6 protein-coding genes are annotated in these 12,361 nt (G+C 37.5%); all 6 read left to right on the top strand.

Translation table 11 applies throughout. From position 1 onward, the window contains the following. Window positions 1–7: 7 nt before the first annotated feature. Window positions 8–1,600, top strand: coding sequence for a SusD/RagB family nutrient-binding outer membrane lipoprotein (locus C825_RS20670; protein WP_010799996.1), 1,593 nt, complete (start codon window positions 8–10; stop codon window positions 1,598–1,600). 425 nt (window positions 1,601–2,025) lie between these two features. Continuing rightward, window positions 2,026–3,168, top strand: coding sequence for an AAA family ATPase (locus C825_RS20665; RefSeq protein WP_007652634.1), 1,143 nt, complete (start codon window positions 2,026–2,028; stop codon window positions 3,166–3,168). Between the two features lie 283 nt (window positions 3,169–3,451). Then, the gene (locus C825_RS20660; RefSeq protein WP_082150488.1) at window positions 3,452–6,349 is read left to right on the top strand and encodes a SusC/RagA family TonB-linked outer membrane protein; all 2,898 of its coding nucleotides are present in this window, start codon (window positions 3,452–3,454) and stop codon (window positions 6,347–6,349) included. Window positions 6,350–6,388: 39 nt separating this feature from the next. Continuing rightward, window positions 6,389–7,855, top strand: a complete 1,467-nt coding sequence (locus C825_RS20655; protein ID WP_010799999.1) for a SusD/RagB family nutrient-binding outer membrane lipoprotein — start codon at window positions 6,389–6,391, stop codon at window positions 7,853–7,855. A gap of 143 nt (window positions 7,856–7,998) precedes the next feature. Continuing rightward, on the top strand, window positions 7,999–9,210 hold the full coding sequence (locus tag C825_RS20650) for an ATP-binding protein (protein ID WP_010800000.1): 1,212 nt from the start codon (window positions 7,999–8,001) through the stop codon (window positions 9,208–9,210). Window positions 9,211–9,452: 242 nt separating this feature from the next. Then, complete coding sequence (locus C825_RS20645) at window positions 9,453–12,347, top strand: SusC/RagA family TonB-linked outer membrane protein (protein WP_255217671.1); 2,895 nt, start codon at window positions 9,453–9,455, stop codon at window positions 12,345–12,347. The last annotated feature ends 14 nt before the right edge of the window (window positions 12,348–12,361 follow it).

Raw genomic sequence — 12,361 nt, 5'->3', positions numbered from 1 at the left:
ACGCAAAATGAAAATAAATAAAATAGGAAAGCTGTTAGCTTTTTCATTCCTGACTGCATTCAGCATTACTTCCTGTACGGAAGATGCGATGGACAAGGTTAATAACAACCCGAATAACCCGACAGATGCTCCTGCTAAGTTTCTGATTACAGACCTGGGAGTCAGTACCGGATTTGGTGTAGTTGGCGGAGACTTCTCTCTTTACTCGTCTGTTTACATGGAACATGAAACAGGCATCAGCAATCAGATGTACAGAGCGGAAGTACGCACAGGGGAACCGACTATCGCAACGACCTATAACAATGTCTGGGGAACAGTTTATTCCAATATTAAAAATGCTAAAATAGCCATTCAGAAATGCCAGGAAGACCCTTCCGAACAAGGAAATGTGGTGACTGAAGCTATTGCTAAAATTTATCTGGCCTACAATGCAGCCATTGTTACGGACTTCTTCGGTGATACACCTTTCACCGAAACCGGTATCTTGAATCCTGACGGAACTCCGGCTTATATGCAGCCGAAAATAGATACACAGGAGTTTATTTACACTGAAATTCATAAGAATCTGGACGAAGCCATCACTCTTCTGGACGGCGGTAATGCCAAAGATGAAGGTCTGTCAGGTGCAGTCGGTTCAAAAGACTATATTTATTCCGGTAAAGCCAGTGCATGGTACAAGGCCGCAAATGCGTTGAAAGCACGTTATACAATGCGTCTGCTTAACAAGAGCAGTAATAAGACAAAAGATTTGGAAGATATTCTTACTTATGTAAACAACTCATTCAAGTCTGCTGCCGAAGAATGTAAATTAACTATTTACGATGGAGATTCTCAGGTAAACCCATTATGGGGTTTCAGCTATAGCCGTAACAGTTTTGCAGCCAGCGAAAGCCTGATAGACAAGTTCGTAGAAAGAAATGACCCGAGAGCACCTCAGGCATTTATCGAACCGGACCCGACAGGATATATTGTTTACGGATACGGTGGAGACCAGGCTACTGATATTGAAAGTATCAATTTCGCACCCAACGGGACTCCGGATGAAGTACAGAATATTTATGGTATGTCTATGGCCTTATGGGCAATCACTACTCCTACGCAGTTAATCAGTTATCACGAAGTGAAATTCCTTGAAGCAGAGGCACTTTGCCGGTTAGGAAGAAAAAACGAAGCGGAAGCAGCATTGAAAGAAGCAGTAATTGCCGGATTTGCAAATACAGAAAACATGCTGATAGATGCTACTGAGAATTGGGTAGGCGGCGAAGTAAACCTGGGCGCAGATGTTGCAGAAGATTATTTCGAAAAAAGCGTAAAACCTCTGTTCGCAGTCAATCCTCTGAAAGAAACAATGATTCAGAAATACCTGTCATTCTTCGGAGCGTCAGGCGAGTCTACCGAAGCATATTGCGATTACCGCCGTATGAAAGGCGCCGGTGAAGAATTCGTTGAACTGAAGAACCCGTTAAATACCAACAGATTCCCGTATCGCTTCGGATACGGTGCAGACGATGTTCTTGCCAACCCGGCTATAAAAACAGCTTTTGGTGACGGACAATATGTTTACATTGAACCCGTTTGGTGGGCAGGCGGAAGCCGTTGAGAATAGAAAGTAATAAAGACAGGAATAGGGTGTATCGGCGATTACGATACGCCCTATTTTTTTATTGTAACACATTATTATTTATTCCTTTGCTTATGAACAACTTATTGCTTTATTTCTTATATTGGAAGCTGACGAAATCAGCGGCTGATAATTATCGGCCGTATGGTTGATAATTGTGAGCCAATCGGCCGATAATTATGAACCAATCGGTTGATGGTTATCAACCATTGATTACCTGCCGATGTAATTTAAATTAGTATGCATAGTAATCAAAGAGACATAGGGATAAATTGACCAATAGACAGGATACTTTTGAGAAGAAAGTCCGCATCTAATCAATTGATTTGAAATAGATCGATTTCAAATTAGTTAATTAGATGTTTTTCTATTACTTTTGTTCTGTTCACAAAAACAGAAGCAATATGAATACTCCATTTGTTTACGGTCGCATAGCAGACAAAGAAAATTTTACAGACAGGGAACAAGAAGTCAAACTGCTTACTCAGAATTTTAACAGCCTGGTTAATACCGTCATTATATCTCCCCGTCGTTGGGGAAAAACTTCTTTAGTCAATAAAACAGCACAGTTGTTACTGAATTCAAGTAAGGATTATTATATCTGTCATGTCGATATTTTCAATTGTCGGACGGAGGAAGAATTTTATCTTGCTTATGCAAATGCGCTGTTAAAGGTATCGACTTCCGCTTGGGAAGAATTTGTATCCGGTGTCAAAAGATATCTGGGAAAGTTGGCTCCAATCATTTCATTATCAGATACCAGTCAGACTTATGAACTTTCATTTGGCATAACTTTCAAGGATAATAAATTAACTTATGATGAAATACTGGATTTGCCGCAAGCCATAGCTAATGACTCTGGAAAAAAAATAATCGTATGTATTGATGAATTCCAGAATATCAACGAATATGAAGATCCTTTGGCTTTTCAGCGCAAGTTACGCGCTCATTGGCAAAAACAGACATCTGTCTGCTATTGCCTCTATGGAAGCAAACGGCATATGTTGCTGGATATTTTTAATGATTACAGCATGCCTTTTTACAAATTCGGAGATATTCTGTTTTTGCACAAAATAGGTAGAGCCGATTGGGTTTCGTTTATTTCTACACGCTTTACAGATACGGGTAAAAGCATATCTGAAGATTTATGTAACAGCATAGCAGCCAAGGTAAAAGACCACCCCTATTATGTCCAGCAGCTAAGCCAGCAGGTTTGGCTCAGAACTCCCCAAATATGTACTGAAGCTATCATCAGTGAATCTTTTTCAAGTTTGACAGGTCAATTAAGTCTGCTATTTGCAAATATAATAGACACGTTGAGTTCTAAACAGATAAACTTTTTATTAGCTGTGGCAGACAGTGTTGTCAACTTTTCATCCAAAGATGTATTAGCAAAATATAAATTAGGTACTTCAGCAAATATCAAAAACTTAAAAAAAGCCACCTTGGAAAAAGATTTAATCGATATTCTTCCGGGTAACGTAATAGAAATACAGGACCCTGTTTTTGAGTATTGGTTGAAAAATATTTATACAACCTCACGATAATAAAATACCTATTTAAAGGATAAAGAACGACTTGTAAAACATTAGTTAGTTTAGTTAAATTCATTATTTAAAAGGTAGAATTTGAGTATTATATTTTATAATATCAAATTCTACCTTTTGAATATACAGGAGCTGTAAGAATCTGTATTATAGACATATGTATTGGTTGTGCAATTTATTTCATTGTTGAAATCGGAGTTTACTGTCAGAAAAATAAACATTTCATTTAAAACTAATATGTTGATAATCAGACAGTTATAAATAACTAAGTTCTGCAAAGACTCTGGTAATTTCGTACGTGGGTATGAAGACTCAGGAAGTCGCTGTTCAGGCTGTTTTGAATATCAGATTAAATTCTGATACTCAAAATATAGACGAAGTTGTTGTAACAGCTATCGGTATTAAACGTTCTGAAAAATCATTGGGTTATGCTGTGTCGAGCGTAGGAGGAGAAGAGATTACCAAAGCGCGTGAAAGTAATGTAGTAAATGCTTTATCCGGAAAAGTTGCAGGTGTACGTATCGGACAGTCCTCTGGTACTGCGGGCGGAGCTGCAAAAATTCAAATTCGCGGAGCTTCCTCTATTGGTACGAACTCTTCACCTTTGTTTGTTGTTGATGGTTTACCTATTGATAATGGCGCTTATAATCCTGATGATATCACAGGAAACGTCGATGCCGGTAACCGTGCCAGCGACATCAGTTCAGATGATGTTGAGTCTATCAATGTCCTGAAAGGGGCAGCTGCAACAGCGTTGTATGGAGCACGTGCAAAAGATGGTGCAATTGTTATCACAACTAAAAAAGGTAGCAAGAACATGAAGACATTCATTACCGTAAATTCTTCTACGCGATTTGAGAACGTAGCTAAATTACCTGAATTCCAAAATGAATATGCTCAAGGTAACTACGGAGAATACAACGTTAAGAGTTTGAACGGTTGGGGACCGAACATTGCTAAAGCTGCTGCCGACGGTATGCAATATAATAACTATAAAGGAGAAAAAGTAACTTTACAAGCATATCCGGATAATGTAAAAGACTTTTACCAAACAGGTATGAGTTATATCAATAACGTATCTGTTGCCGGTGGTGGTGAAAAAGCAGATTTTAGAACCAGCTTCTCTTCTGTTAACCAGAAAGGTATTATACCGGAGTCTGATTATAATAAATATAGTTTTTCTGTAAATGCCGGAATGGATTTCAACTCAAAATTTTCAGCCCGTGTCTCTGCGCAATACGTACGTAATGATTCCAAAGGACGTGCCGCACAAGGTTCAAACGACCCGAACTTGTTAGTGCCTCTGGTAAATGGATTGCCAAGAACTGTTGATACACGCGATATTAAAAACAATTGGGTGGACGAATACGGAAAACAAATTACTCTGGATCCTGACGGAAAAAGTAATAACCCTTATTGGATTATCAACAAAAATAAATATACGACAAGAATGGATCGTGTCATCGGCAATATCATTTTGACATATAAGCCTTTCGAAGGATTGACTATCTCAAACAATGCCGGAACTGACTTCTATAACGAAACCAGACGTAAAATATATGCAAAAGGAACTGTTGGCGAAATGGAAGGTAAATTCCAAACATGGGACTTGGCTAATAGAATTGTTAATAACGACTTGATGGTTACATACGAAAAGACATTTGATGATTTCGGAATCAAAGGTATTTTCGGACATAATATCAATCAGCGCGAATGGACTAATAACAATACATTGGCAAATGGTTTGATCGTCGATGGTCTTTATACTTATACAAATGCAAAAGCAACAAGTCCCGTAAACTACTACGAAATCAAACGCCTTATGGGTATTTATTTCGATTTGGGCTTCAGTTACAAAAGTATGGCATTCCTAAATGTAACAGGACGTAACGACTGGTCGTCTACTTTACCTGTCAACAATCGTTCTTATTTCTATCCTTCAGTAAGTGCCGCTTTTGTTTTTACAGAGTTAATGGAAAATAAAGACATCCTGAACTTTGGTAAATTCCGTATAAACTATGCAAACGTTGGTAGCGATGAAAAACCTTATCAGTTGGCATTCCAGTATAAAGCTGTAAACACATATTTTTTGCAGTATAGTATTGTAAACACTTTGCCACATAATGGTTTAGTTGGTTTTACCGGACCGCGTATTTTCCCTCTGGAAGATCTGAAGCCTCAAAATCAATCTGCATTTGAAATTGGTGCCGATCTACGATTTTTTGACAATCGTGTACGTTTAGATGCTACTTATTACCGTAATGTAACAACAGATCAGATTGTTTCTATAGATGTACCTCGTTCCACCGGTTATTTTACAAATAATATCAATGCTGGTAAATTAACGAACAATGGTGTTGAAATCAGTCTTGGATTAACCCCAGTCCGTACACGTGACTGGAAATGGGATTTGGACATAAACTTTGCATCTAATAAACAAACTGTAAATGAGTTGGCTGAAGGAATGACAAACTATACATTGACTTCCGGATGGAGTGGTTTACAAGTAAAGGCACAGGTTGGCGAGTCATTCGGATTGTATGGAACAGGATGGAAACGTGATGACCAGGGAAACTTTATTATCAACGAAAAAACAGGTTTACGTGAAACAGAAAACAATGTTCGTTTAGGTGATATCTATCCTGATTTTACAATGGGTATCAATAATAGTCTTTCTTATAAAGGATTCAACCTTAGCTTCCTAATTGATATTCGCCAGGGTGGAAGTCTTTATTCAGGAACAGTTTCTTCTTTAAGATCACTCGGTCTCTCTGCTGAAACAGCTGTAGGACGTGAAGATCAATACATTGAATCAGGAGTTATTATGAATGCGGATGGAACTAGCCGTCCAAATGATGTCCCTGTTAAAAATATGCAGGACTATTGGAGTCATATGGCAAAAACATCTAATACAGAAGGCTGTGTTTTTGATGCTTCTTATGTAAAACTGAGAGAGTTAACGTTCTCCTATTCATTACCCAGAAAATGGTTTAAGGATTTCTTTATCAAATCTTTGGATCTAGGATTTGAAGGTCGTAATTTATGGTTGATCAAATCTCATGTTCCCCATATTGATCCGGAAGCGAACTTCTTTGGTACGGCTGAAATTGGTGAAGGTGTAGAATTCAACAGTATTCCTGCAACACGTAGCTTCGGATTTAATTTGAAACTGACGTTGTAATTAATTCATTATTTCAACTAAAATTAAACAGTAAATAAAATGAAAAATCTAATAAATATATATATACTTCTATTGCTGGTTGTTTGCAGTACACTCAGCAGTTGCAGTGATTGGTTAGATGTAAACAATAATCCGAATACAGCAGAGAAAGTGGAAGCAGGGTATTTGTTCAACTATGCTGCTGTTAACTGGTCCGGTAATCGTATTGGAGGTGACTCTTACATTCCTTTCTCACAATCCATTCAGTCGCAAGCTGACGGAGGTGACAATTATGGTGGTTGGGGCGAAGCTTATTATGTTATCAGCACGTATAGCTTAGGAAACACATGGGTTAGTTACTATTCCGTATGTGGTAACAACCTTCAATTGGCCATACAACAAGCACAAAATAGTGTTCCGGAAAATAAAAATGCAGAAGCACAGTGTTTAATACTGTTAGCTATGCAGGTTTATGAAACAACTATGATATATGGAGATGTACCTTTCTCTGAAGCATGGAAGAAAGAAATTAAATATCCGAAATTCGATGATCAGAAAGATGTCTTAAATGGTGTTATTGATATGCTGGACCAGGCACTGGCAATGATTGATATCAATGATAAAAACTGCATTGACGAATATGACCCTTATTTTAAGGGAGATATGTCCAAATGGATAGCGATTGCTAATTCTTTTAAATTCCGTACATTAATGGTTATGGTGGATGCAGATCCCAGCAAAGCCGATGATATCAAAAAGATGATGGATGAAAAGAAAATGATCACTTCTGCAGCAGGAAATATGGAATTCCAATATTCCGAAACAGCAGGAAATGAAAATCCTAAATATGGAATTCTGGCAAAGTATACCGGAGGTATCAATACTATGTTTTTTGCACATAACAATGTATTTAAACCAATGGAAAAATACGCAGACTCACGTATTCCACGCTATTTCGATCCGGGACATGATGGTGTATTCAGAGCTCTTGACACCCGTCAGGATGCAGAAGATGACGAAGACGGAAATATTTACTCATCAGCTATCAGTTCCTATCTATATAGAAAAGATTGTCCGGATGTTCTTTATTCCTATCAGGAACAATTACTTTTGGAATCAGAAGTGTATGCCCGTGGTATCGGTGTAACTAAAGATTTGGCTAAAGCGAATGAATTATTCCAGGCTGGTGTGCAGGCGGCATGTAACTATTATAAAGCAGATACAGAAGCAACAAAAACATTTTTATCTAAATTACCAGATTTGTCTAAATTATCAGAAAGTGAAGCTCTTTACGAAATTCATATGCAACAGTGGATTGATTTGATGGACAGACCTCTTGAAGCGTTTGTTCAATGGCGTCGTTCCGGTACACAAGGCAATGAAGTTCCTGCTCTGACTGTACCAGCAGAAGCATCATCTAAAGATTTGATTCGTCGTTGGGAATATTCTCCAGACGAATTAAGCACAAATCCGAATGCTCCAAAAGATTCACCTAAAATATGGGATGCGATGTGGTTTGATAAATAATCTATATTATAATTTAATAAAAAGCGAGGATGACTATATGACATTCTCGCTTTTTTATTTTCTGTTCAAAAGAAATCTTTTTATTCCTTATACGAAATAAAATCACTATTTTTGCAAAAAGTTTTACTTATAAGTAATAGGTTATGAAGATCCCGGAGTTTTATAAAAGAGAGTTATATCTTGATCGTATCAAGCCATTTGTAAATACGCAGATGATAAAGGTGCTGACCGGACAACGTCGTGTCGGGAAGAGTTTTCTTATATTCCAGTTAATGGACTATATACGTTTGTCATATCCTTTTTCAGACTTTATTTATATCAATAAGGAATTATTCGAGTTTGATGGTTTAAAAGATTATTCTGATCTGGTAAATTATGTAACTCAAAAACGTAATAATCTGAATGATAAATGTTTCCTATTTATTGATGAAGTGCAGGATATCACAAACTTTGAGAAAGCACTACGGCATTTTTTTGCGGAAGGTAGTTATGATGTATATTGTACCGGTAGTAATGCGAACATGCTTTCCGGTGAGTTGGCTACTTATTTAAGTGGCCGTTATATTGAATTTAAAGTATACAGCCTTACTTATAACGAGTTTTTACAGTTCCACAAACTGGAAGATAGTTCTGACTCTTTTACGAAGTTCTACAAATTTGGAGGATTACCCTATCTGATCAATCTCCCTTTCAATGAGTTATTAGTATCAGATTATCTCAGAAGTATTTATGATACGATTATTCTTAAAGATGTAGTAAATAGGTATAACATCAGAAATGTCAGACAATTGCAAGACTTAACCATATATCTGGCTGATACGATAGGAAATCTGTTTTCTGCAAATAAAATAAGTGAATATCTTAAATCCCAACGTGTTGATTTACCTCCAAAGACGATATTAGAATATCTAACCTATTTAAACAATGCTTATTTTGTAAAAAGATTACGACCTGCTGATATTCAAGGAAAACGCCAGTTCCAAATCGGAGAAAAGTATTATTTTGAAGATTTGGGCATACGACACGCAATACGTCCTTTCAGACCTAACGATATAGGACAAGTATTGGAGAATATCGTTTGCCATCACCTTCTTGTCAATGGTTATAATCTTTCGGTCGGAAGAGATGGAGATAGAGAAATTGATTTTGTCGGTGAGAAAGATGGTGAAAAAATATACGTTCAGGTAGCCTACTCTGTTATGGACCCAAAAACTCATGAAAGAGAATTCGGAAATCTATTGGCTATTAAAGACAATTATCCCAAAATGGTTATTACAATGGATGAACTGGAGGGTAGTTCTTATGAAGGAATAAAACAAATTCCAATACGGAAGTTTTTACGAGAATTCAAGTAATTTTTTCTATCGATTTATATACAGGAATTAGATATTCCTATCTTTTTTAGGTAGAATTTGAGTATTAGTTTTATAATATCAAATTCTACCTGTTTTTGTATATAAAAATATTAAACAACTGGTAATCAGATATTTTATAATATGTTTGTTTGATAAAAAGAGATTGAATAAGCTTATTATAGCAAAAATAACCGAATTGTCTACTATTTGTAAATAGCTATTAATCAGTGCATTATAACCGACTGAGTTCTGCAAAGACTCTGGTGATTTCGTATGTCGGTATGAAAAGCCAAGAGGTTGTAATTAAGCCAATATTAAAAATTGTATTGGAAAGTGATAACCAACAGCTTGATGAAGTGATGGTGGTTGCGTATGGTACTACGAAAAAGGCTTCTTTTACCGGATCTGCTTCTGTTGTCAAATCTGAGGATTTGTCAGCACAAAAAGAGTCTTTTGTAAAATCTTTACAAGGGAAAGTGGCAGGTATTCGTGTCGGAGGATCAACCGGTGATCCTGGTGCTGACCAAAGAATCCAAATCCGTGGTATCAGTTCGATCAGTGCTTCCAGCCAGCCTCTGTATGTCATTGATGGGGTTGCTATTGTAAACAATGATGTGACTTCCGGGTTGAAATCTCAATCCGTATTATCATCCATCAATCCGGATGATATTGAAAACTTAACGGTACTGAAAGATGCCGCTGCTGCTTCTTTGTATGGATCCCGTGCTGCCAACGGAGTAATAATCATTACAACTAAACAGGGTAAACAAGGTAAAACAAAAATTACCTACAATATGGAAACCGGCTGGACCAATATGGCAGTAAAAAATCAATACAACCTGATGAATGCAGCCGAATTAAAAGAATACTATTGGGAAGGCATCAAGAACTATGCAATATTCAGAGGCGGCATGAACGAAGCAGACGCTAATGCCTTTTCTGACGAAAATACGCCTGATTTCTTTTGGAATTATGATTCCGATATTGATACAGATTGGAAAAAAGAAGTATATAGAAACGGCATGATCACAGACCACCAAGTTGCTATTAGCGGTGGTAATGAGAAAACAAAATTCTACACCGGTTTCGGATACAATAAGACGAAAGGTATCGTTGCCGGCAGTGATTTTGAACGTTATAGCGGACGTATCAATATTGACCACCAGGCTTTCGATTGGCTACGCGTTAACGCCCGTCAAATGTTATCATTCACAAATACCAATGGTTTTCGCGACCAAAATGACCAGGAGCAAGGAATGGGAACAAGCTCTCCTCTTTCTATCTTGTATTCTATGGATCCAACAGCTGTAAACAAATTGGAAGACGGTTCATATAATCCGAATGCTGGTTTGAAATCAAATATTTCAAATCCCAACCTGATGTTAGGCGAATCAACTGGTCCTAACGCAGAAACGGTTACTTCTGAAATGTTACGAAGTATGACAAATTTTGAAGCGGAAGTTTCTCTTCCTTATGGAATCTCTGCCAAGACTATCTTTGGTTATGACTATATTGATAATAAGGAACGTGAATTTTGGGCGCCGAGTAGTGTAAATGGGGCTTCTTTGAATGGTTTAGGATACCGAACAGACTATACGAATAAGACAATGACATCCTCTACCACTTTAAATTACAATGGCAACTTCGACAAACACAACATCCGTGCATTGGTTGGTTACGAAATTGAAGACCGTAGTCTGTTGCTGACCGTGGCTTCAGCCAAATCATATTCGACAGACAAACTTCCGGAATTGGCAAACGGACAACCTTATAACGTATCAAGTTCGACATACGGTTCGTCTATCATGTCTGTACTAGCCAATGTAAATTATGATTTCGACAATAAATATTATCTGTCTGGAAGTTTCCGTCGTGACGGTTCTTCTCGCTTAGGAAAGAATAACCGTTGGGCTAACTTTTGGTCTGTTTCTGGTGCATGGCGAATTAGTGGAGAAGACTTTTTGTCTGACGATCCTCTATTCAGTGATTTGAAACTACGTGCCTCTTTTGGTACAAATGGTAACTTACCCAGCGACTATTATGCCAATTTGGCTACTTACTCTTTTGGTGGCGGTTATGGTGATGCCAGTGCTATTTATTGGGGTAGTGCAGGTAACTCTAATCTAGGTTGGGAAAAATCCAAAAACTTCAATATCGGCATTGACTGGAACTTATATAATCGTGTCAATGTGTCTCTTGAATATTATGACAAGACAACAACCGATTTGCTCTTTAGAGTACCGACTTCATATATTACCGGTTTCAGTACTAACTGGCAAAATCTTGGTAAAATCAAAAATAACGGTGTAGAACTTACAATTGGTTCTACCAATATCCAGACAAAAGATTTTACTTGGACTACCGATTTCAACGTAACTAAACAAAATAATAAAATAAAGTCGCTGCCAGAAGGTAATGACATCATGTATGGTGATGGTAACATGTATCTGCTCCGCGAAGGAGAATCTATGCACACATTCTATCTGCCACAGTGGTTAGGTGTTAATCCGGAAACTGGTTTAGGAGAATTCTACATTGATCCTTCATTAAACAGCCGTGATGCGGTAGTAGACGGTCAGGTTGTAAAAGATGGCAATGTGACGAACTATTATACAAAAGCCGGAAATACGATTGTTGGGAAAGCTATTCCGGACTGGATTGGTGGTATGACAAATACGTTTGTCTATAAGAATTTTGATTTATCTTTTATGATTTCATTCCAAACCGGTGCGAGCTTGTTTGATTATCCGGCTTATTTCTTGTCACAGAGTGATGGTATGCGTATCGGAAACTTCAGTGTGTCAAAAGAGGTTGCAGGAAACTATTGGAAAGCTCCTGGTGATGTAGTAGACAACCCGAGACCGATATATAACAACCCATATCGGTCAGACCGCTTCTCTTCGCGTACAATTAAATCAACAAACAATATTCGTATGCGTGATATCACATTCGGTTATAAGGTTCCTGTTTCCAAGAAATACATCAATAACCTACGTGTATTCTTTAAAGCCAACAATCCATTCTTGATTTATTGTGCAAGCGATTATATTGACCCGGATGTAGATGTGAATGGTTATCGGCAAGTCGATACACCGCCGACAAGATCATTTATGTTTGGCTTGAACTTTGAATTATAATTAAAAAGAAAGAA

The organism is Parabacteroides sp. ASF519, from assembly GCF_000364265.2.
Taxonomy (GTDB): Bacteria; Bacteroidota; Bacteroidia; order Bacteroidales; family Tannerellaceae; genus Parabacteroides; species Parabacteroides goldsteinii.
The sequence above is the reverse complement of the archived record's forward strand: the minus strand, read 5'-3'. Positions and strand labels throughout refer to the sequence as shown.

Coding starts and splice junctions, on each gene's coding strand:
- C825_RS20655 (WP_010799999.1), top strand. CDS start 6,389: ATGAAAAATCTAATAAATATATATATACTTCTATTGCTGGTTGTTTGC.
- C825_RS20665 (WP_007652634.1), top strand. CDS start 2,026: ATGAATACTCCATTTGTTTACGGTCGCATAGCAGACAAAGAAAATTTT.
- C825_RS20650 (WP_010800000.1), top strand. CDS start 7,999: ATGAAGATCCCGGAGTTTTATAAAAGAGAGTTATATCTTGATCGTATC.
- C825_RS20670 (WP_010799996.1), top strand. CDS start 8: ATGAAAATAAATAAAATAGGAAAGCTGTTAGCTTTTTCATTCCTGACT.